The sequence below is a fragment of the Verrucomicrobiota bacterium genome, assembly GCA_016871535.1.
Lineage (GTDB): Bacteria > Verrucomicrobiota > Verrucomicrobiia > Limisphaerales > SIBE01 > VHCZ01.
Window position 1 is genome coordinate 12,659 of sequence record VHCZ01000043.1, and the last position, 21,467, is coordinate 34,125.

13 protein-coding genes are annotated in these 21,467 nt (G+C 60.1%); 2 read left to right on the forward strand and 11 right to left on the reverse strand.

The features are described 5' to 3' along the window. Positions 1 to 113: 113 nt before the first annotated feature. Both FJ398_08180 and FJ398_08185 read right to left on the reverse strand, forming a co-directional pair. Entirely contained in the window at positions 114 to 632 is a 519-nt protein-coding gene (locus FJ398_08180; protein ID MBM3837929.1) for an NUDIX domain-containing protein, read from the reverse strand. Then, positions 633 to 1,148, reverse strand: coding sequence for a zinc ribbon domain-containing protein (locus FJ398_08185; protein MBM3837930.1), 516 nt, complete (start codon positions 1,146 to 1,148; stop codon positions 633 to 635). It abuts the gene before it with no gap. 262 nt (positions 1,149 to 1,410) lie between these two features. Between FJ398_08185 and FJ398_08190 the strand changes: the two genes are divergently transcribed. Beyond that, on the forward strand, positions 1,411 to 2,271 hold the full coding sequence (locus FJ398_08190) for an MBL fold metallo-hydrolase (GenBank protein ID MBM3837931.1): 861 nt from the start codon (positions 1,411 to 1,413) through the stop codon (positions 2,269 to 2,271). A 2-nt stretch (positions 2,272 to 2,273) separates the two neighbouring features. On the opposite strand, the gene FJ398_08195 is transcribed toward FJ398_08190, so the two are convergent. The 9 genes from FJ398_08195 to FJ398_08235 all read right to left on the reverse strand — a co-directional run bounded on the left by FJ398_08195 (position 2,274) and on the right by FJ398_08235 (position 18,531). Then, complete coding sequence (locus FJ398_08195; protein ID MBM3837932.1) at positions 2,274 to 3,062, reverse strand: DUF1501 domain-containing protein; 789 nt, start codon at positions 3,060 to 3,062, stop codon at positions 2,274 to 2,276. Next, positions 3,032 to 4,357: a DUF1549 domain-containing protein gene (locus FJ398_08200; protein MBM3837933.1), complete on the reverse strand. Its 1,326-nt coding sequence runs from the start codon at positions 4,355 to 4,357 to the stop codon at positions 3,032 to 3,034. The genes FJ398_08195 and FJ398_08200 overlap by 31 nt, the downstream gene beginning before the upstream one ends. Positions 4,358 to 4,378: 21 nt before the next feature. Next, on the reverse strand, positions 4,379 to 5,788 hold the full coding sequence (locus FJ398_08205; GenBank protein MBM3837934.1) for a DUF1501 domain-containing protein: 1,410 nt from the start codon (positions 5,786 to 5,788) through the stop codon (positions 4,379 to 4,381). 433 nt (positions 5,789 to 6,221) lie between these two features. After that, positions 6,222 to 8,276 (reverse strand): ATP-binding cassette domain-containing protein, encoded by a 2,055-nt coding sequence (locus FJ398_08210; GenBank protein MBM3837935.1) that lies wholly within the window; start codon positions 8,274 to 8,276, stop codon positions 6,222 to 6,224. 354 nt (positions 8,277 to 8,630) lie between these two features. Continuing rightward, the gene (locus tag FJ398_08215; GenBank protein MBM3837936.1) at positions 8,631 to 11,225 is read right to left on the reverse strand and encodes an HlyD family efflux transporter periplasmic adaptor subunit; all 2,595 of its coding nucleotides are present in this window, start codon (positions 11,223 to 11,225) and stop codon (positions 8,631 to 8,633) included. 446 nt (positions 11,226 to 11,671) lie between these two features. Further along, positions 11,672 to 13,573: an HlyD family efflux transporter periplasmic adaptor subunit gene (locus tag FJ398_08220; GenBank protein MBM3837937.1), complete on the reverse strand. Its 1,902-nt coding sequence runs from the start codon at positions 13,571 to 13,573 to the stop codon at positions 11,672 to 11,674. Continuing rightward, entirely contained in the window at positions 13,570 to 15,234 is a 1,665-nt protein-coding gene (locus FJ398_08225) for a TolC family protein (GenBank protein ID MBM3837938.1), read from the reverse strand. Before FJ398_08225 ends, FJ398_08220 begins: the two co-directional genes overlap by 4 nt. Positions 15,235 to 15,965: 731 nt before the next feature. Further along, entirely contained in the window at positions 15,966 to 17,108 is a 1,143-nt protein-coding gene (locus tag FJ398_08230) for a Gfo/Idh/MocA family oxidoreductase (protein MBM3837939.1), read from the reverse strand. Positions 17,109 to 17,211: 103 nt separating this feature from the next. Beyond that, complete coding sequence (locus FJ398_08235; GenBank protein ID MBM3837940.1) at positions 17,212 to 18,531, reverse strand: ATP-binding protein; 1,320 nt, start codon at positions 18,529 to 18,531, stop codon at positions 17,212 to 17,214. On the opposite strand from FJ398_08235, the gene FJ398_08240 reads away from it, so the two are divergent. Beyond that, positions 18,368 to 21,241 (forward strand): LamG domain-containing protein, encoded by a 2,874-nt coding sequence (locus FJ398_08240; GenBank protein ID MBM3837941.1) that lies wholly within the window; start codon positions 18,368 to 18,370, stop codon positions 21,239 to 21,241. The genes FJ398_08235 and FJ398_08240 overlap by 164 nt on opposite strands. Positions 21,242 to 21,467: the final 226 nt, after the last annotated feature.

A 21,467-nucleotide genomic window follows, 5' to 3' on the forward strand; every position in this document is an offset into this window, starting at 1 on the left:
GGCGAGTCCGTCCCGGCGAGCCGCTCGACGCGCGTGGAACACGTCCGACTCGGCTCGCTGGGGACAGGCTCGCCCTACCGTCTGGTTCACGCGAAGAGTTGGCGAAGTGCCGGCTAAACAGCGCGGGCCAGCGCCGCGGCGCCAGTCTTATCAGGTGCAGCCGGACCCGGTCTCGGATCGGCTATCTCCTCGATGGCTTTGAGGCAATACCACTTCACAGCCTCCGAAATTGCCGGGCGCAACGACTCCAGCTCCGCCGCGGAACACCAACGGATTTCGTGATGCTCGCCGGAAGCCAGCTTCACCTGACCCCTCGCAGGCCTGGCCCAATAAATCATGCCGATGTGCTCGTGCGTGTCCGTGATGCGGTGGATATCCAGAAAGCGGGGCGCAATCAGCGCGCGCGTCCCAGGGCCTGTCGTGGGCGGGCGTTCGCCGATCAGTTCCACGTCCAGGCCGCTTTCCTCTTTGGCTTCGCGCAGCGCAGCGATCTCCGGATCTTCGTCCAGTTCGATATGCCCGCCCAACGGCAGCCATTTGCCGAGCCGCCGATGGTGCACCATCAACACCCGGCCGCTCTCCACGACAAAGATTGCCACCGTGAAATCGATTTTCTCATGAATGTGCGCCATTTAGTAATCGTACAGTCCGCTGTCCCTCGTGTAACCGCCGCCATAGCCGCCCATGCCGCCCTCGTCGTCAGGCCCGCCCATCAGATCGCCCAGGACATCTCCCATGTCCTCCTCGATCTTCTCCGGATCTTCACCTGCTTCGAGTCGTTTGATGGCGACATCGAGTTCTTTGGGGATGGAGCCGGCCGGGAGAATGTCCTTCATCTTGCGCATCATGTGCGCCATGTGCCTGGGATTGTTCTCATCCATGTGCTCCATGTCGCGCTCCAACTCCCCCATGGCGCGCGCCACGCGCGGATCATCGAAATCCGGCATGGGGCCCGCGTCGCCGCCTTCGGCATCGCTCGCGGCCTTCGGCTCTTTCACGCCGCGTGGCATGGCGAAGGCGCTCATTTGTTTCGTCATCCCTTTGTTGCCGCACTTTGGGCAAGTCGGCAAGCGGTCGGGATTGATCCGCTTCGAGAGGAAACTGAAAATGACCCGGCATTTCGGGCACGCAAATTCGTAAATCGGCATAACCAGCCCGGAAATTAATGGAACCACCGCATCCCGCAAGTTGAGAAATGAAAGACGATCAATCCTTGTCCTTTCGCTCCGTGACCGACGGTGGGGCGAGGACCACTGCCAAGCCAATCGCCATCGACGCACAGCTCGGCAGGCGCCTGGCGCCACCTTCGTTTGCCGAAGAGTTCCCAGTCCAGCCGCATTCTTGGTGACGCAGCGCAAGTTTCTCGGCACGATGTCCGGGAACAAAGCCCGACCCAACTATTCAGCACTTATGAAAACCTCGTTCCTCTCCCTCGGGATCTTCCTGGCGCTGTCTATCGGCGCCCCCGCGCAACAAGACTTTTCCAAAGTCGAGATCAAAGCCACGCAGGTCGCCAAGAATATTTACATGCTCGAAGGCGCGGGCGGGAACATCGGCGTGTCGGTCGGGCCGGACGGCCTCTTGATTGTCGATGACCAGTTCGCGCCGCTCGCGCAAAAGATCGAAGCCGCGTTGAAGCAGTTGAATCCGGGCAAACTGAAGTTCGTGCTCAACACCCACCATCACGGCGATCACACGGGCGGCAACGCCCACTTTGGCCGCGAGGCGCACATCATCGCGCACACGAACGTCCGCAAACGCCTGCGAAAAGGGCCGAGCGAGTCGCAACCGGGTTTGCCCATTATCACATTCGACGACGCGCTTTCGCTGCACTTCAACGGTGAGGAAATCAAGATGCTCCATGTCCCGCCCGGCCACACCGACGGCGACAGCATCATTCATTTTACCGGCGCGAACGTCGTGCACATGGGCGACTCATTTGCGTCGGGCCGGTTCCCGAACATCGATCTGGCCGGCGGCGGCGACGTGCGCGGCTTCATCCGCAACGTGGAGACCGCGATCGCGAAGATTCCCGCAGACGCAAAAATCATTCCCGGCCACGGCCCGCTAAGCACGCTGAAGGAGATGAAGGAATTCCATGCCATGCTGGTCGAGACGTCAGGCATCGTCGAGAATGCCATTGCCGCTGGGAAAACGCTCGATCAGATCAAAGCCGAAGGCCTGCCGGAGAAATGGAAGAATTGGGCCGGCCCCATGATCAACCCGGGCCGCTGGCTGGAGATTCTTTATCGAGGGTTGAGCAGAAAGTAGGGCTAACCAAATATCTCGCGAATCGGCACGCCTCGGTCTGTGATCGGCACGGGCCGGTCATCCGCGTAAAGATCCTTGCCTGGATTGATCCCCAGGGCGCTGTGGATCGTGGCGTGAAAATCAGCTACGGACACCGGCTTCTCCACCACCGTCTTCCCCAGGTCGTCGGTCTGCCCCACTACGCGCCCCGTGCGCAAGCCGCCACCCGCCAGAACGCACGTGAAAGCCACGGATTGATGCCCCCGTCCGCCGCCGCTGTCGAATTCGGGCGGACGGCCAAATTCCGTGGCGATCACCACCAGGGTCGTGTCGAGCAGCCGGTTCTTCTCCAGGTCGCGCAACAGCGTGGCGAAGGCCTGGTCGAGATCTTTGATGAGCAAATGTTGCTTGAGCTGGCCGTCATTGTGGGTGTCCCAGCCCGTGCCGTTCAGGAAATTCAGATTGAAGGAAACCTCTACGAAACGCACGCCCGCCTGGACGAGCCGCCGCGCGAGCAAACAGCGCTGGCCGAATTCGCCGCCATACGCTTCCCGCAGCGATTGCGCTTCGCGCCCCAGGTCGAAAACGTTCAAGAACTCCGGCCCGGCCATGCGGAAGCCTTGCTGGGCGACGGCGGACTGCGCGCGGAAAGTTTCGTCGTTCGGATGCTTTCCCAGGTATTCATTCCTCCACGCGCCCAGGAGCGATTCGCGGCGGCGCTGCCGTTCCTCATCGACGTCGGGCGCGCGGATCAACCCGTTCGGCCCGGTTTCAATCTGCGTCAAATAAACGTAACACGACAGCGGGCGCAAGAGAGCTTTTCGCCCAGGAACGCCTGGGAAAGAATATCCGCCTTGGCGGCCATCGGCGAATCGTTCAGCGTCGCCAGCTTGAAGGCCGCGGGCGCGCCCAGAGAAATGCTGCCTTCCATCTGGACCAATTCTGCGACCAGGCGGTCGAAGGGAATGTTGTCCGTGAACGATTGGTGCAGCCACCAGCGGAACGGACCGGAATTGTTTAGGTCGGGTTTGAGGATGCCCGGATTCTCCGCCAGCGCGTCCTGCCAATAACTGACCCAGTGATCCGCCCAGCCGGTGTGCGCGAGCAACCGCTCGATGGCGCGCGGCCGGCGTTGATCAGCGGGATCACTCAGAAACGCTTGGATTTCCTCGGGCGACGGGACGACGCCGATGGTGTCCAGCGAAAGCCGGCGAAAAAAATCGAGATCGGAGCTCAAAGGCGTCGGGCGCACTCCAACTTGTTCCAGCCGCGCCCCGATGAATCGGTCGATGCCGTTGAAAACCGGAGTCTGCGCCGAAACCTTTGGAACGGCTGGCGCGGGTTCGCGGCTCACCCTGGCGCGAACCTGTTGATGATATTCGTCCCACAGCGCGACGACCTCGGCGCTCAAGGTTCTCCGGCGAACGACATCTTCTTGCCGCTGCCTTTCGATTTGTTGTTGAGCGTACGATTCCCACGCTTCGTCCGTGAGGAGCGGGGAATCCGGATCGCCAAGCAAGCGCGGGATCTCATCGCGGCGCCCCATGCTGACCGAGAGTTCGCCCGGCGACGGGACGAGGCCTTTGCCTCCGATCACGGCGGTCAGAGAAAAGCTGTGTTCCTGCCCATCTAGTTTCACCGTGGCGATGACTTCCTGGTGTGGATATGGGGCCGGCCGAATCGGACTATCGTTGCGTTCTACGGGCGGAGGGACTGGGTCGTTGCCGGAGGTGTTTCGTTCCTGAGGTTTCGTGGTGAGAAGGATTTCGCCGTCCAGAAGGAAACGCGCCGCTCCCTTTGCGCGCAACTGAAACTCGTACTCGCCCGCCGGGAATGCGCGCTTCGACGAGGCGCGGATCACGAAAGGCGTCGAACGGTCCAGAGGCAGCGCGTTAGCGGAGTATTTTGTCGGAAAACGAATAAAACCAAAGGCAGCCTCGGCGTATTCCTCGACCGGCTCGGAACTGCTCAACTCGAATTCGGCGCCGGGTTTCGAGTTCTCGAAGATCTGGACCTTGACCGGCAGCGAGGCAGTTTGGGCAGCGGCAGGCAGGAGTGTTGGGTGAAACAGGAGCGCGAGGAGGAAGGCCAATTTCACGATGGTCATAATTCTTGCCAAGCGTGCTTGCTAAACCAGTTCTCGGATCGGCTGGCCCACCGTGACCAGGAATTGCGGCCGGCCGCTGGTGTCAGTCACGGTCGTGGTGCGCGGGTCGAGGCCAAGGTTGTGATACAAGGTGGCGACCACGTCCTGATAGTGGACCGGCCTGGAAGTGGCCTCGGCGGCGAAACGGTCGGTCGAACCGATCACTTGCCCAACGCGCATCCCGCCGCCGGCCATCATCGCCATGCCGACGCGCGGCCAATGATCGCGGCCGCCATCCTTGTTGATCCGGGGCGTCCGCCCGAACTCGCCCCAGGCGACAATGGTGACGTCGTCGAGCATGCCGCGTTCGTCTAAGTCCGTGATCAAGGCGTGCAGAGCGTGATCCACAACCGGCACCAGATCGCGCATGCGCTGTAAATTGTCCGAGTGCGTGTCGAAATCGCTGATCGACAGGCTCACGCATCGCACGCCGGCTTCAACGAGCCGGCGCGCCAGCAACAGTTTCTGCGCGGCTTTCGGGCCTTCGCTGGTGTAAAAGAGATTGTCGCTCCCGTTGAATCGCGGCGTGTACCGCTCCACCAGGCGCGGATCTTCCTTTCCCAGGTCCATCGCGTCCGCCAACTTGCCCGAAGTCAAAATGCCGACGGCTTGCTGCGTGAATTTGTCCAGCGCCTCCATCTCGCCGCTGCGGTCGATTTCGCGGCGCAGCACGTCCAGGTTGGACAGCAATTCAACGCGATTCTCCAAGCGGCCCACGGTGATGCCTTCCGACAACGCCAGGCTCAAAGTGTGTTCGGAGCCGCGGGCGGCCAATTCCTTCTTCATCCCCGGCTCCAGTTCGCGATGAAACAACTTCGAAATGTCCGGGCGAAACGGCTTATACGCGGGGCCGAGGAAGCCAGGCCGAGCGCTGTTTCGCACCAGAGGGCGCCCCTGCATCAGATCGACAAAGGACGGAGCTGAATCCTCCGGCGAGCCCAGCAGCTTGGCCACGACGCAACCGAGAGAGGGACGGCCACCGATGTTTGCGAGGTCCTTTTCCTCGAAGCCGGAAAGGCATTGAAACGCGTGATGTTGCTCTTCCGCGCCAACGAGCGAACGGATGAAAACCAATTTGTCCGCGATAGAGGCCACCCGGGGCATCAACTCGCTGACGTGCAGTCCCGGAATCCGCGTCGGAATGGAATCCAGATTCCCGCGAAATTCAATGGGAGTCTCCGGTTTGGGATCGATGAGATCCATCTGAGGCGGGCCGCCATCCAAATGGACGTTGATGATGGCTTTGGTCGATGAACCTCGCCTGGCGGCATGCTCGGCGCGGAGCAAGTCAGCGAACGTGAGACCACCAAGGCCAAACGCGCCTGCCTTCAGGAAAGTGCGCCGCGAGACGCCGTCGCAATGGCGGACAGGCTGGCTAAGAAACGTGAGCATGGCGCAGGTCGCAACTGGATCAAGCTTGCTCGGCAATCTAGTCGATGAACTACCCGTCTCGCAAGCTGAACCTGAACCTCCCTGAACCTCCAATGAAACCTCCGGTGCAGCCACATGTTGTCGGTGGCACAGGCAACTTGCCTGTTCCGTCCGGCTACCAGCCGGACGGAACGGTCGCGGATCAGTCCTGGACGGATCGCAAGGAATTACCCACGACCTTTCACGCGGCAGGTTGCCTCGCGAGGCGGGCTGGTAGCCCGCTCCACCCAGCTTCCTCCAGCGTGCTCGCCTTTCCTTCAACGACCAAGGTGACCACAGCCGGGACACCGCGGCCAGGATACTGGAACGACTCAGTAACATCAAACCGCATCAATCCTCCAAAGTCAGGGACTTCCGCACTGCTCGCGCCCTTTGTCCGGTTCCCTTTCCGCGTTCACTCGTGCCGCAGCGCTTCGATGGGATCAAGGCTGGCGGCGCGGGAGGCGGGGTAGAGACCGAAGATGATTCCGACTGCGCCCGAGATGCTGAAAGCCAGCATGACGGAGAGCGGCGTAATAATTGTCACCATGTCGGTCAAACGCGACACAATCAACGGCGTCAGCACGCCCAGGCTCACGCCGATCAAGCCGCCGCCAATCGCCAGGACGATCGCTTCGACGAGGAACTGGGCGGTGATATCGCGTTGCTTGGCGCCGAGCGCGCGCCGGATTCCGATCTCGCGCGTTCGTTCCGTCACCGTCGCGAGCATGATGTTCATGATCCCGATGCCGCCGACCAGGAGGGAAATGGCGGCGATTGATCCGAGCACGATATTGAAGATGCGCTTGGTTTGCTCGGCCTGCCGCAGGAGTTGGAGCGGAACGATCAACTCGTAATCCTTCTTGGTGTGGAACCGTTCGAGCAAGGTCTCGATCTGCGGCACTGCGGTTTCCACGTCGGCGGTGCTGGCGAACTGCACAGTGATCTGGTGGAGTTGCACGCGCTCGGCTTCCTGGCTGCCGGCGGAACGGCGGATCAGAGTTTCGCCGAAGCGATTTCGCGCCGCGGAAAGCGGAACATAGACGTTGTTGTCGAGCGCCTGGCCGGTGGTTTCGCCCGATTGCGGGCGTTTTTCCTCCGTGCTGGTTTCACGCACCAGCCCGACCACCTGGTAATAATGGGCGCCGATCTTGATTTCCTGGTCGAGCGGATCCTGGTACGGGAACAGACGCTTGGCCAGTCCTGCCGAAATCGCGCAAATGTTGTTTTGATGAAGGTCATCCGTCTCCGTGATAAAGCGGCCGCGCAGACTGTCCAGGCCGGCGATTTCGCTGTACACCGGGTAGGTTCCGATCACCTGGCCGGAGACTTCATTCCGGAAGAAGCGGACGTTCTCGCGAATGATGCGCATGGGCAGGACGTGGTTGATGCCCGGAATCGTCGCTTGAATGCGGCTGGCGTCCTTGTAGGTCAGGCCGTATTCGATGACCGAGCCGCGGCCAGAGGTCGCGGTGGTGGTTTTGGTGTCTTCGGGCGGTTTGACGGCCCGGATGATGATGTTGGCGCTGCCGAGTTTCTTGATCGTTTCCTGCGCTTCGTACGACGCGCCTTCGCCGATCGCGAGCATCGCAATGACGGAGCAGACTCCGAAGATGATTCCCAGCATCGTGAGCGCGGAACGGAGCTTGTGCAGCAGAAGGCTCTTGATCCCCACCTGCATGGTGCGCACCGGGCGCAGCGCGAGCCGGAACGCTGATCGACTCTCAACGGCGTCGGTCGGGTGTTCGATGTCCGGGAGATGGCCCGGGGCTGGCCGCCGCTCTTGCTCAACGATCCGGTCGATAACGCCGTCGCGCATGTGCACGACGCGCCGGGCCCGGGCCGCCGTGTTCGGATCGTGCGTGACGAGCACGATGGTCTTGCCGCTGTGGTTGAGGCGATCGAGGAGATCCAGGATTTCTGTCCCGGTCCGGGAGTCGAGGTTGCCGGTCGGCTCGTCCGCCAGGATCATGAGCGGATCATTGACAAGGGAACGGGCGACGGCGACGCGCTGCTGCTGGCCTCCGGAAAGCTGGCTCGGCCGATGGTGCAGGCGGTCGCCGAGTCCGACCAGGCCCGCGAACCGTTCGCACCGCGAATTGTTCTTGGGAGTGTCCAGGCCTTGATAAAACAGCGGCATCTGGATGTTCTCGATCAGCGAAAGCTGGTGAATCAAGTTGTAGGACTGGAAAATGAAACCGATCTTCCGCCCGCGAACTTCGGACAGCTCGTTGTCGTCCATCTGGGAAACGTCATCGCCTCCGAGATAGAAACGCCCGGCGGTAGGCCGGTCCAAACAGCCGAGAAGGTTCAGCAACGTCGATTTCCCCGACCCGGAAGGACCCATGATGGCGATATAGTCGCCTTCCAGGACTTCGAGGTTCACGCCGCGCAGCGCGTGGACTTTGACCTCGCCCATGTCATAGACCTTCTCGACGGATTCAATGCGTATGATCGCTTTTTGTTTCATCCAAGACTCGGCAGTTGAAAAAAGGAAAACCGCAGAGGAGCCCACCGCGGCAAAGCCGCAATCGAGCGTTTTGGACTGCGGCGGGAAGGGAAGCGCCACGCCGCTTTGGATCCGGGATGGCCCCAGAAAGCGGTGTCGTCGCTGCGCTCTGCCACCGCAGTCCAAGTTCGTCGCAGGCGGCAAGCAATCTGGACGATGGCAGTGCAGATAAACGAGGATAGTTGAGCCGGAGAAAACTCGCCGCGTAAGCGAGTTCCCTGGGGGCAACAGCGCGTTTGTAATCTGCGTTTATCAGCGTCCATCTGCGGTTGAAATGCCATTCTATGGCTTAGGGGTTTCCCGAGGTGGCTGGGCTTAAAAGTCGGGCTGCGGCTGGCCTTGGCCTTGGCCTTGGCCGCGCCGGCCTCGAAACTGGCGCATCCGCTCTTCGCGTTCTTCCGGACTCAACTTCATGAACTCTTCCATGCGCTTCTGCATTTCGGGATCGAGCGGCCCTTGTCCGCGTCGTCCGCGCCCGCCACTTCGAGCGCCGCCTTCCGTTCCTTCCGCAGGTTGATTCTCGCCACGCTGAACGCCGGTTTCCGTTTGAGAAGGTGTTGAGCGAGGAGGCCCGGCAGGTCGCTGGCCGTTTTCGATAGACCGGTTCTCCGCGGCGGGTTGAGAGTCGCCGGGCGGCGCCGCGGCGTTGTTTCTCGCCGAACCCGCTTCGCTCGCGGTGCTGCTTTGAGGCGTTTGCGCTTCGGGGTCAAGGTGCTCCTCGTCCGTGGTCGGCGCGAGCAACACGAGGTCTCCTTCCTTCAGTCCGGACGAGACCTCAATGAGCTGGTCATTGAACCAGCCGGTCTTCACTGAGATCGGGCTGACCCCGGAGCCTTTCTTGACGTAGCAAACGTGTTCGCCATTGAAAGTGGTGACCGCCTGGATCGGCACACTGAGCACTTGGGTCAGATTGGTAATAATAATCTGAGCGCGTGCCGATACGCCTGGCTTGAGTTCGGGCAATTCCTCATCAATCAGGACGTCCGTGGCATAGACTTTCGTGTCGGGACTGACCCAGCTTGCTTGCGTATCCGGCAGGATCGCGACGCGGCGCACCGTGCCCTTAAACCGGCGGCCCGGCAGTGTCTCGACCCGCACATATGCGGGCATGCCCGGATGAACCTGGCGGACGCGCGATTCGTGGATTTTGACTTCGGCCAGCATTTTCGAAACGTCGGGAAGTCGGATCAGCTCTTGCCGCTGCCGAACCATGGCGCCTTCCTCAATCACTCCAGAAGTGCCGATGAACATGAACGATCCCATGTCAAAAGAGGAGCTTTGCGAACCAAACCGCGAACTGCTTTGGCTCCCGGTGGTGCTGTAGGGATTCTGCACACCGTAGGCGCTGGAACTGCTCGAACCGAATGAACTGCCCGAACCGCTCCCGCCAAAAGAACTGCCTGAGCCGCCCGAACCAGAAAAACCGGAACCCGCGCCAGAACTCTGCCCCATCGAGCCGGATGAGCCGGTCTGTGAACTCTGCCGAATCGACCCGTAGGAGGCGAATGACGGGCTGGCTCCGCCTGAACCCCCGCCCCCGCCGGAAGAGAAACCGCCACCACCGCTACCCCCGCCTGACCGCCCGCCTCCGGACGCCCCGCCGAAACCACCGCCCGCTGAAGATCCTTGCATCCCGCCGCCCATAGATGCTGACTGACTTCTGGATGCTGATGAACCCGATCCGCCCGCCGTCCCCGATGTTGAAGCCTGACTTGACGAACCGCTGCTTGTCGTGCCGGAGCCAACGGATGACGAACCACCGCTGCGCCCCGACGAGCCGGATGATGATGAACTGCTATAACCGCCGCCGGACGAAGAACTGCCCCACCCGCTCCCGCCACCACTGCCGCGTTGTCCTCGCCGGCCTTCTCCGCCAAAGCTTTGAAATCCGCCGCCGAAGTCAGCCATGCCTCGCCCTCCCCGACTGCCTCGCGACCGGCCTTCTTCAAATCCTCCTTCTCCGCGACCCTGGAAAGGGCTGCTGGTGGAATACGCGACGAGGCCATCCTGCGGGGCGTAGATTTTCGCGTTCTCCAACTGCCTCCGTTGCTGCTTGAGCGTTTCGTCCGTGATCTCCTGCGCGCGCTGGCTTGTTTTGAGGTCCGCCTCGGCCTGGGCGAGTTCATTCGACGAGCGTTGCTTTAGCCGTTCGAGTTCGTCCTTCGCCAACTGCAGCTTCGATTCGAGCATGCGAATCATGTTGGGCTGATCGAATTTCTTGAGAAGCCGGAGGTCTTCGCGGATTTGCTCCAATCCAAGTTGTTCGCGTTTCAAACTCAGGCTGTCTGCCTCCAACTCGGACTTGGTGGCGGTGCCTTCCTTGAAAAGCTGTTCCGTCCGCGTGAACCGGGCGCTGGCAATGCGCACCTGCTCTTCAAGAACTCCGATCCGGGACTCCGAGATCCGAATTTGCTGCGGGGCGTCCCCATCGCGGTATTTCTCCAAATCCGACTTTGCGAGTTCGACCTGGAGTTCGGCGTCCTTGATCCGGCTTTCGACCAGGCTCTTCTGAATCTTCAAGTTCTCGCGGGCCTGCAGCAGAAGGAACAGGTTGTCCTGATAAGCAAGCTCTTGTTCGTTCAACCGGTCCCGGAGCACGGAGCTGTCGAGTTCGACGAGCAAGTCCCCTTTTTTGACGTGCGAACCTTCGGGCACGAGGTGGATAATGCGGGAGACGCCTTCCAGGTTGTTGCGGATGATCGTTTCGTTGACGGCCCGAAGCGCGCCATCTTCCACCACGGAAATCAAGAGGTCGCCACGCTTCACTTCGTAAAAAGCATTCGGCGGATACTGCGGCTTTCCCGATTTCTGGATGTAAGCGCGAATCGCGAAAGCGCCCGCGACGGCCACAAGGATCAGAACGGTCCAGGAAAGGCCGCTCTTGCGTCGCTGCCGGTTGCGCGTGGTCATAAGGGTGCTAATCGTGTCTTCCCATGAACCGTCGGTTCGGACCCTGGCCTTTAGGCCGCTTCAACGCCCGACTGCGGGGAGTGCGCGGAAGCGGCCTGAAGGCTGCGGTCCGCGCGGTTCTCGGTTCATGGGCCGTAGGCATGGCTTCTTGGCCAAGGAAGCTTCCCATGAAACGTTCCTCCGGACTGCGGCCTTGAGGCCGCTTCAACGCCAAACCCCGGAGCGGGACTGGAAGCAGCCTGAAGGCTGCGGTCCGCGCGGTCTTAGGTTCATGGACCGTATGCATGGCTCGAAGGCCGTGGAAGCTCCCCATGAACCCACTCCCTGCCCCCTCCCAGGAGGGGAGGCTCGATCGGTGCGCCAGTCTCAAGTTCCCCCCCTGGGAGAGGCGAAGGCGTGAGTTCAGCGGTCGAATTCGCATAGGAAGAGAGTCGTGAAACCTTCACTCACTCGGGGTTTCGATTCTGCGGCGCAGAGGTTTCACTCACCGGCTGTCCGCGACGACCTCGGAACTGCTGCATTCTCGCGGCGCGCTCTTCCGGGCTGAGTTTCATGAATTCTTCCCGGCGCTTTTGCGCTTCGGGATCGTTGCCACCGCGGCGCCTTCCACCGAACTCGGATCCTGGCTCTGCCGTGGCGGCTGGCGGGGTTGGCGGCACGATTCCTGGCGCAACGGCCGGCTGGCCTGTTGCCACGGCGGCGATCGATCCGCTTGCGGATTCGGCTTCGCGGCCGGGATTGGCTTGGGTGGAGGTGTTGTTGTTTCCGGGACTTGCTTTGGGCGCGGTCGTGGCCGGCGGCGCCGTTCGCTGCTGTTCCAATTCGGCTGAGGATATGATCGATCCGCTCAGGTCGGCGTTATCGGTGGCCGCAGGCGGCGAGAGCAACACGCGATCTCCTTCCTTGAGGCCGGATTTGATTTCGATGAATTGATCGTTGAAATTCCCGACCACGACTGGCGCCGGCGTGGTGCCTTTTCCGTTCTGAACGTAACAGACCTGCTTGCCTTTGACGGTCGTCACCGCTTGCAGCGGGACCGTCAATGCCTGGACCAGGTTGGTGACGATAATCTCCGCCCGGGCCGAGACTCCGGGTTTCAAATCCGGCAACTCGTCTTCGATCAGCACGTCCGTGGAATAGACTTTGAGGTTCGGGTTCATCCAGCGGTCCTGCGAATTGGGCAGAACGGCGACCTTTTTCACTTTGGCTTTGAACCGGCGATCCGGAATGGAATCGACGGTGACGTAGGCATCCAGGCCGGCTCGGATCTGTAAGACATGGGATTCGTGGACGCGAATTTCCACGAGCATTTGCGAAACGTCGGGCAACTTGATGATTTCCTGGCGCTGCCGGATCTGGGCGCCTTCCTCGATCAAGATTTGCCCGCCACTGCCGCCGATGAAGGGATTGCTCGAAGCATAGACGACCAGGCCGTCCTGCGGCGCCTTGATGCGCGAGTTCTCGAATTGCTGCTTCAGTTCATTCAGTTTCTCCAGTGTCAATTCCAGCGCGCGCTGGCGGGTTCGCAAGTCGGCCTCGGCCTGGGCGATTTGGTTCGAGGTGCGTTGTTTCAAACGGCCCAATTCCATCTTCGCCTGATCCCAGGCAGACTCGAGCCGGCGCACGCTTTTCGGCATGTCGTATTTTCGGAAAAGCCGCAAATCTTCCTCGGCCTGTTCCAGGGAGATTTTGGACTGCATCAAGCTGAGTCCGTCGGCTTCCAATTCCGATTTTGAGGCGTAGCCTTTTTTGAACAGTTGCTGGGTCCAATCCAACTTGTCTTGGGCGCGCTGCAACTGTTCCTTCCGGATGATGATATTATTGGTCTGGGTGTTGATTTGCTGGGGGGCATCGCCTTCGATGTATTTGTCGAGATCGGACTTGGCGAACTCCGCGCGCAATTCAGCGTCCTTGATCTGGCTATCGACCAGGCTTCTCTGGATGCTCAAGTTCTCCTTCGCCTGGACGAAAGCGAAATCGCTGTTCTGGTAACTGACCTCCTGTTGATTGAGACGGTCCTTCAACTCCGAAGAATCCAGTTCCACCAGCAGGTCGCCTTTCTTCGCATAAGTGCCTTCGGGCACGATGCTGATAATCCGGGACATGCCCTCGAACTCGCTCCGAATGATCGATTCGTTAACGGCCTTCAGCGCGCCGCCTTCCACGACCGAGATCAGCATGTCGCCCCGCTTTACGGTGTGGAATTGTTGTTCCACCGGTGGCGGAGTGGTCCAGCGCCGGATGCCAACGAAGGCCACAATCAGCAAGATCAGGCCGAGGGCGGCGGTCACGGCGGGCCGTTTGGTCAGGCTCTGCTGGACGGATGCTTTGACTTCAGGGTTTTTCATTTTTCGAAAAGTTGTTGCGGCGTGATGAGCTGGTCGGACGGCGGCGGAGTCGGCGGCGCGGTTTGGCCTGGCTGCACTTTGGCAAGGTCGCCCTGCTTGAGCCAGAACTTTTCCTCGGCCGTCCTAAGCGCCCCCAAATCCAGCAGGAAACGCAACCGGGTCAAATGATAATCGACCAGCGCCGCGGTGGCTGCATTGTAGGCTTGGACGCGCGCGGTCTGCGCCTCCAAAACATCTCGGACCTGAACGCGCCCCGCGGCCTGCTGGAGTTCCGTGCTATCCACGCGTTGATCCGCCAGCGCCTTGGCGCTGTTCTGGATTTCATAACTTTGTCGCGCCTGTTCCAGGGTTCGCAGATCCGCGCGAACATCATTCTTCAGATCGTCGAGGAACAGAGCCAAAGTGCGAATCTGGCGTTCAAAGCTGAGCAACGACGAGCGATAGGAATTGCGTTCCAGCAATCGATTGATGGGAAGATTCACCTGCACGCCGCCGGAAAGCCGGTAGTCGTTCAGATCGAAGTTCGCATAATCCGTGGGACGTTCGGACTGAAGGGAAGCGTCGGCGAATAAGTTCAAGTCGGGCTTCAAGCGGTCGGCGGCGATTTTGATCTTCCGTTTGCTATCTTCGAAAATATCGATCTCGTTGAGCAGGTCCAGGCGCCGGTTGAGCGCGGTCTGGAGCGCTTCGGATTCGTTCAGGGGCACCGGGAGCAAGCCTATCGCCTCGATCTCTTTCAACGCGTTTTCGTCGAGCTGGATTTCGTAGCCGGCCGGCAAGCCCAGCGTGATCTTGAACTGATCCAGGCTGTTTCGATATCGGTCCACGGCCAGGATGTAGCTGTTTTTCGCGGCGAGGCTCTCCTGTTTGGCTTGATCCGCCTGAATGGGAGCCAACCGGTCGAAGGCCAGCGCCACGGTTCGCGCCTCCAGGTTCGTCCTGCTTTGGTAGTTGTTGAACTGATTCCTCACGGTGTCCTGCTGCTGGAGCAGCCGGAAATACGTCGAGACGATATCGAACGCGAACGTGTCCTGGTAATAGCTGAAGCTGCGGATTTCGTAGATCACGTTCCGCTCCGCCTGCGTGAGATTCTCCGCCGCGATCTTCGCGCCCGCCCCGCGCAGCAGCGGTTGGGACAGACTCAAGGCAATCGTCGAAACCGCCGACCGGCGCGGATCGCCCGTGTAAAACCGCAGCAAATCGTTCGCGAGGTCCAGACCGACGCGCCCGCCCGTTTTGAACAGCGTGTCCATGCCCAGCCGATTGGCGGCCCGAACTGATTCGTCGCCGTTGGAGGAGCGCTCCCCGCTGACAGTTGTCCCGGCAAAGAACTGCGGCACGTAAGCAAACCGTTCGCGCGTCAGCGTGAGAGCAGAGATGTAGAGGTTTTCCTTGCGAAGCTGATACGCCCGGTTGTTTTCGACGGCGAGCCGGAGCGCCTCCGGCAGCGTGAGCACATGCCTGGCTTGCTGAAGTCGATCTTCGAGAATCTCCTGCGCTTTGATGTCATCCGGAGCGCGGTTGGAGTAGCGCGTGTCGATGCTGAAGGCGTTGGTTTTCCCGAAGACCTGCTGCTGTTTGTTCTGGATGATCTTATAAACCTCTTTGTCGGCGGACTTCCGGTAATAGGAAGCGCGGCAGCCCGACACCAGCAGCGCCACGATGAGGCCGAAAATCTGGCTGGAGATTGAGAGAGTTCGGCGAATACTCCTTCGATTGAGGAGTCTTCGCGCGGAAACGGCCGTTCGGACAATAGGACAATTCACAATTAGTTCAACAGGCTGACTAGGGACGGACAAGTCGCCCGGAATCGCCAGACGCAATTGGCAATGGCCAGGTTACGTCAGGAGGTGGCCCCTCACGCGAGAAGCTGACACTCGATTACTACTTGCTTCTCAATGCGCAAAATTCTGTTTCCCTCCGCAAACTCTTTAACCGCTGCGACGTTTTAGCGCTCGGGCTACCGTCGGACATCCGTTTCTGCGCCATTCCCTCTGCCTTGGTCTGGGTTTGCGTTGGTAGGGACGGATTCCACTCCGTCCCTGCTATGATCCTTGAGGTCCTTGAAACAAAGAGACAGCCCATGGAAAAACCAGGATCCCCGGTTGCCCATCGTCTCACCCTGAGCGGCAGCCAGCCTCAAGGTCCGATTTGGGACGGAATCCGTCCCGGACACGCTAAACACGCACGCAAGCGCCGAAGCTTTCTCCCTGACCCCAACCCTCCCGCTGGGGAGAATTCTCCGAAAAGTTTCGCACATTGAAACCCCTGAACCGGTTTTTTTAGCCACGGATTTCGCGGATTTCGCGGATGACAAAGAGATTTTATCCGGGTTATCCGTGTAATCCGCGGTTGAATCAGGTTCGTGGGGAGGGAGAACTCCTCGCGCGGGTCACTTCACCTTCGCGACTTTCTCCCACTTGCCTGTCTTCGCCGATTTCAGGACGGCGTCGCAGATATTCTGAGTTTCCAGCGCGTCCCGGAAGGTTGGAGAAGCGGGCTTTCCGTTGCTCAACCCTTTCAGAAAGTCTGCAACCTGGTGAACAAAACTGTGCTCGTATCCGATTTGAAGCCCCGGCACCCACCATTTGCCCATGTACGGATGGTCGCCGTCAGTGACATGGATGGACCGCCAGCCTCGCACGGTCCCCTGATCACGGTGATCGAAGTATTGAAGGCGGTGCAAGTCGTGGAGGTCCCAAAAGATCGACGCGTGCTCGCCATTGATCTCGAATGTGTAAAGCGCCTTGTGGCCACGGGCGTAGCGCGTGGACTCAAAAGTCGCCAGCGAACCATTGCCGAAACGGGCCAGGAACGCACAGGCGTCGTCAATCCCGACTTTCTCGACCTTGCCGGTGAGATTGTGTTTCCGCTCCTTCACAAAGGTCTCCGTCATGGCGTTGACCCGGTCGATGCCGCCGTTGAGCCAGACCGCGGTGTCGATGCAATGGGCAAGCAAATCGCCCGTGACCCCGCTGCCCGCGGCTTTCACGTCCAAACGCCAGAGGCCGGTTCCGCCCTGGGGCAGGTCCGGACTGATTGTCCAATCCTGGAGGAACTTCGCGCGGTAATGAAAAATGCGGCCCAGCTTGCCTTCGTCGATCAGTTGTTTGGCGAAAGTCACCGCAGGCACCCGGCGGTAATTGTACCAAACCATGTTTGCGACCCCGGCTTTCTCGACGGCGGCGACCATTTTCTTGCCTTCGGCCCCGTCCATGGAAAGGGGTTTCTCGCAGAGAATCATCTTGCCGGCTTTGGCGGCGGCGATGGCGATTTCGGCATGGGTGTTGTTCGGCGTGCAAATGTCGATGAGATCGATGTCGTCGCGCTGGATGAGTTTGCGCCAGTCGGCCTCAATGGATTCAAAACCCCATTTTGCGGCGAAAGGCTTCACCTTGTCTTCGCTGCGGGCGCAAGCGGCCTTGAGGACGGGCTGGAATTCGAGGTCGAAGAAGTTATTGACCTTGCGGTAAGCGTTGGAATGAGCACGGCCCATGAAGCCGTAGCCGATAAGTCCGACGTTAAGTTTTTTCATAGGGAGTCAGTTTGCCGCTCCCCGGTGTGCTTGAACTGCGCCGTGACTTCAAGAAAGAAATGGGAAGCACACGCGGCCCCGGTGCATCGACAAGTCGTCCGTTTCATTCCAGCAGGTATTGCCATGCGGATTTCTGCACGATGGGAGCCGGCGCCTGGTTCTTGGGCAGTTCATGCCCGATCAGTTCGAACTCGGCCTGGGGGAATCGTTGAAATGCGGCGGTCAGTCCGGCGATTTCCCGCCGGCTGGTTTGCGGCGATTCGACAGGCCAGCAAACGTTGGTGAAAGTTAGATTCGCGCCGGCGTGATGGACGATGTCCACTTCGTGCCCGTCGCTGCAATAGAACAATTCGCCGCCCAGAACCCGCTTTTTCAGGAAAATGAGATTCTCCAACTTCCTGCCCTGGTCCTTGTCTGGCTGCGCTGTGAACGCCTGCATCAATCCCAGGTCGGCAATATAGGTCTTCTTCGGATTCTGCTCTTGCTTGCGCAGAGACTGCGCGAAAATCGGGACGGAATAAATCAGGCCCGCCTCCTCGAGAAACCGCAGATATTCGTAAATCGTGTTTTTCGAAATACGGACGCCTTGTGAACGGAAGTCATGGTAAAGCTTGTGGGGGCTGACCAGGGCCGCCGGATGACTCAGGCTGTGCTTCAACAACAAACGCATGACGTGCTCATTGCGCACCGAGAATTCGTCGAGCAAGTCGCGGTAGTAGAGGACGTCCGCGTACTCGGTCACGATTTTTCGTCGAAGGGGCTCCTCCGCCAGGAGGATCTCTGGAAATCCGCCCCACCGCAGATATTCTTCGAGCACGTTCACGGCCATCGCTTTGCTCGTCCTGGAATAGGTCTCAAAGGTCAGATCTCGAAATCGGATCGACTCGGAAAAGCTCAAGGGCAAAAGTTCGTAACTCAGGCATCGCCCGCGCAAGACGGGAGCGATTTGGCGGCCGAGCAGGTGCGGCGCTGACCCGGTGACGAATAGGGCCGCGTGTTCCGTATCATGAACTCGGCGCACGAAACGCTCCCAGCCGTTGACGGCCTGGATTTCGTCAAGGAACAGATAGAGAGGCTTCTTTTGAAACTCCGGAAGCAACTCGCCGTGGGCCTGCAGGATGAGGTCCAGTTCGTCCGCGCGAATGGGATAAAGCCGGTCGTCCTCGAGATTCACATAAAGGATTTGCTCGCGCGCCACGCCGCTCGCTTCCAACCTGCGCATCGTGTGGTAGAACAGGGAGGTTTTCCCGCTCCGGCGAATGCCGCGCAGCAAAATCACTTTTCCGGAATCGAGCGGCAACTCCAGGGCGCGCGGACGCGTGGAAGGAAGCTGCGCCTTAAAAGCCTGCGGAGACCGAGCGCCTTTCGATAATCTGCTTGCCCAGCGTGCACGACTTTGTTTACTTCTCAGCGTTCCCGACATGAATGCGCAACCCCAGTCAACTCCTATGAGAACCAAAACCCTTCGGACTCCTGACCTGCCTCTCCTCCTTCTGACTCTCCTCACCGCGGCGACTTTGCTTTCGAGCACCGGCTCGCAAGCGGCCCTGAAAGACGGCCTGGTGTCGTATTGGCCGCTCGACGACGTCGTCGGAACCAAAACCCCCGACCTTGTCAGCGGCTATGACCTTGAACTGGCCAACTTGACCGCAGCCGATCTGGTGGCGGGAAAAGTTGGGAAGGCGTTCAAGTTTGACAACGCCCGGCAGACGATGCTCCGGCGGATCAACAGTCCGGGCGAACAATTGCCCATCAACCAGCATCCCGCGTTGACGGTCGCGTTTTGGGCCAACGTGACCGGCACCGGCCAGACGGACCTGCGGCTTTTCTCCGAAGGCAGCACCTCGAACAATGATCCCCTGTTCAACCTGGGCACCGACAGTGGCGGCGGCACCGGCAAGCTGGACGTCTTCTTCCGACAATCCGGCTGGGCCACGGTCAACCATATCAAAAGTGAAGCCGATCCCTTGGATGGCACCTGGCACCACCTTGCGTTCATCCAGCAATCGGACGGGTCCCGCGCGCTCTACATTGATGGCAAGAAGGACTCGCTGGAAATCCCGGCGAAAGAGTCGGGGTCCTGGCGGATCAACACGACCACCGTCGGGGGGATCCTGCGAGCGAATCCCACACACTGGGTCACGGGCTTGATTGACGACGTCGCCCTCTGGAACCGCGCACTCTCGGAAGCAGAGCTCCAGCAGCTCGTCAAAGAGAGTTTGAGCAGTGTCTTCTCCCCTCTGGCCAAAGGGATGGTTTCATATTGGCCTTTGGATGAAGTGGTCGGCGTGAAAACCCCCGACCTGGTCAGTGGCTATGATCTGGAATTGGCGAACCTGACTGCCGCCGACCTGGTGACCGGCAAAGTGGGTAAAGCCTTCAAATTCGACAATGCCCGGCAGACCATGCTCAAGCGAATCAACAACGCGGGCGAACAGTTGCCCATCAATCAACATCCGGCTTTGACCGTTTCGTTTTGGGCCAACGTCACCGGCACCGGCCAGACGGACCTGCGGCTTTTCTCCGAAGGCAGCACCTCAAACAACGATCCCCTGTTCAACCTGGGCACCGACAGTGGCGGCGGCACGGGCAAGCTGGACGTCTTCTTCCGCCAATCCGGCTGGGCCACGGTGAACCATATCAAAAGTGAGGGCGAACCGTTGGACGGCGCCTGGCATCATATTGCTTTTGTCCAGCAAGCCGACGGCACGCGGGCGCTCTACCTTGACGGCGCTAAAGACCCCTTAGAGATCCCTGCCAAAGAAGCCGGCGCCTGGCGCATCAACACCACAACCGTCGGTGGAATCTTGCGAGCTAATCCCACGCACTGGGTCACGGGCTTGATTGACGACGTCGCTCTGTGGAGCCGGGCGCTGTCTGTGGACGAAGTTAAGGCGGTTGTGACGACGGGCACGCCGGTTTCCTTCACCAAACCGCAGCCGCTGGCTATTCGCTCCTTTGCCTCCAGCCGGCCGGCCGCAGCCGTCGGAGACAAAGTGATCTTGAGTTGGGACGTGACCAAGAATGTCCAGGTGGTTATCGACCAGGGCATCGGGGACGTGAGGGCGAAAACGGTCTCCGGCCTTGGGTCGGCCGAAGTGACGATGACTTCCAGCAAGACGTTCAAGCTGACTCTGACTCGTGGCGCTGAATCGGCCTCCCAGACCCTGGCTGTCGCGGCCATCGATGGTGTGGCGCCGGGGTGGACGTTGCTCGACAATTTTGACCGTTACAACGTCGGGCTGCTCAACCTTCAAGGCGGCTGGGCTGATCTCGACGCGAATGATTTCACCATCGCCGAGATCGGTGGCAACAAGATGGTCGCGCCCAGGGGCGGCAACGGCACCGCATCGCTCCGGCTCGGCCCGCTCACGATCAAAGAAGGAGATCAACGGACGCTTTTCTTCCGCGTTTACGTATCGGGCGACGAGTCGGAACCCGTCAAAGGCACGGCGGCCCTCACTGATCGCAGTGTTCGTTTCGGCAGCGATGTAGGCGGCGGCGGAAATAATATCGGTCCAGGCGCGGTCATCAGCAATGAACTCGGCGCCGGCGTGCAGGTGGGCGGCGCGAATGGCTTCAGTTCACCGGCCGATTTTGCGGCGGACCCGATCGTTGCGCCCAGGACCGCCTACAACGTGTGGGTGGACCTTAAGAATGGCGCTTTCCCGGCTGACCAAAGTTCGACCGGCGATACCTACTCGATCTACGTTCAAAAGGACGGAGCCACCCAGCGCACGAAGATCATTACCGATTACATCTCAGCTCGCGATCCGGTGGGCGCGGCGGACGTGGGTTTCACGACCAAGGATTTGGACAAGCTTATAATCGGCGGCCTCGCCGGGCATAGCACGACGACAAACCTCTTCTTTGACGACTTCTACCTGAGCCAGTCGGGTTTCAATAGTACGGTGCCGCGCGCATTCGGCTTCACCGTCCCTGTGGCTGAAATGGCCAAACCGCCGGCGCTCGCTATCAAACGAGTCGGCGCAGAACTTGAAATCACCTGGAGCGGCGGCACGCTCGAATCGTCCACAGCGTTGACAGGCGGCTGGACGGCTGCGGCGAATGCCGTTTCGCCTCTGAAAGTGAAGCCGGACGCCGGAATGCGGTTTTATCGCGCCAGACAATAAACCGACGCAGTAGAGCCAGGTCGAGATTCGCGAAGACTGCCGGCCCGAGTGCTCTCTCCCTCGAGGTGTCAGCCTTAGTGGTCCGTTTCGTAAATACGCTCACGTTCGTTGCGCCCAATTTGGCCTGGGGCAAGGCGCGACGAGCGAGCATCCCCCGCCAGTGGGGCTGTGACCGAGGAGCAACGCAGCCCCAGGCAAAATTCGGCGCAACCCGAAGGGCGGCAGT

What these genes read in the sequence shown, in the direction of transcription:
- FJ398_08215 (MBM3837936.1), bottom strand. Translation starts at nt 11,225, where the DNA reads ATGACCACGCGCAACCGGCAGCGACGCAAGAGCGGCCTTTCCTGGACC.
- FJ398_08230 (MBM3837939.1), bottom strand. Translation starts at nt 17,108, where the DNA reads ATGAAAAAACTTAACGTCGGACTTATCGGCTACGGCTTCATGGGCCGT.
- FJ398_08240 (MBM3837941.1), top strand. Translation starts at nt 18,368, where the DNA reads ATGCCGCGCAGCAAAATCACTTTTCCGGAATCGAGCGGCAACTCCAGG.
- FJ398_08185 (MBM3837930.1), bottom strand. Translation starts at nt 1,148, where the DNA reads ATGCCGATTTACGAATTTGCGTGCCCGAAATGCCGGGTCATTTTCAGT.
- FJ398_08200 (MBM3837933.1), bottom strand. Translation starts at nt 4,357, where the DNA reads ATGACCATCGTGAAATTGGCCTTCCTCCTCGCGCTCCTGTTTCACCCA.
- FJ398_08205 (MBM3837934.1), bottom strand. Translation starts at nt 5,788, where the DNA reads ATGCTCACGTTTCTTAGCCAGCCTGTCCGCCATTGCGACGGCGTCTCG.
- FJ398_08190 (MBM3837931.1), top strand. Translation starts at nt 1,411, where the DNA reads ATGAAAACCTCGTTCCTCTCCCTCGGGATCTTCCTGGCGCTGTCTATC.
- FJ398_08235 (MBM3837940.1), bottom strand. Translation starts at nt 18,531, where the DNA reads ATGTCGGGAACGCTGAGAAGTAAACAAAGTCGTGCACGCTGGGCAAGC.
- FJ398_08180 (MBM3837929.1), bottom strand. Translation starts at nt 632, where the DNA reads ATGGCGCACATTCATGAGAAAATCGATTTCACGGTGGCAATCTTTGTC.
- FJ398_08220 (MBM3837937.1), bottom strand. Translation starts at nt 13,573, where the DNA reads ATGAAAAACCCTGAAGTCAAAGCATCCGTCCAGCAGAGCCTGACCAAA.
- FJ398_08210 (MBM3837935.1), bottom strand. Translation starts at nt 8,276, where the DNA reads ATGAAACAAAAAGCGATCATACGCATTGAATCCGTCGAGAAGGTCTAT.